Below are 522 nucleotides of genomic sequence, written 5' to 3' on the forward strand. Positions count from 1 at the left end.
GCCACAATCCGGATATCGCAATCATGAGTTGTGCCTCCATCGGCGATTGCGCTGCTCTTGGGGATCAGCAGCGGTTTGGTCGACAGCACTTCGTGGAGAAGAATGCCGACGCCATCGAGGTTCTTCAGCACCTCTTCGTTGCCCAGCCGGATGACCTCATAGCCGGCACGTCGGAGAAAATCGTCGCGCAGTTCATCGCGGGCGATGGCCTCGTCGGAGCCGTGGGTGTCACCGTCGATTTCGACGACCAATCGAGCGTGATGGCAGGCGAAATCGAGGATATAGGGGCCGAAGGGTACCTGCCGGCGGAAGTGAACGCCGAGCGGGCGCAACTCGCGCAGCAGCCGCCAGAGTTGGCGCTCGGGTCCGGTGGCGTTGTTGCGCAGGGTTCGTGCTCGGCCGGTCATGGTTTTCCGTTTTATCGAAAGCCGAGGCTCGGGTTGCTATTGTTCATCGAGAGCCGAGGCTTCCCCCCACCCGTCGTTGCTATCTTTCATCGAGCGCCGAGGCTTCCCCCCACCC

Annotated in this window: 1 protein-coding gene; it reads right to left on the minus strand. The window is 61.7% G+C overall.

The features are described 5' to 3' along the window. Positions 1–407, minus strand: a 407-nt coding sequence (locus VE25_RS21270; RefSeq protein ID WP_152664705.1) for an endonuclease domain-containing protein, incomplete at its 3' end; no start/stop codon positions are given. Between the last annotated feature and the right edge of the window lie 115 nt (positions 408–522).

Source organism: Devosia geojensis (assembly GCF_000969415.1).
Lineage (GTDB): Bacteria > Pseudomonadota > Alphaproteobacteria > Rhizobiales > Devosiaceae > Devosia > Devosia geojensis.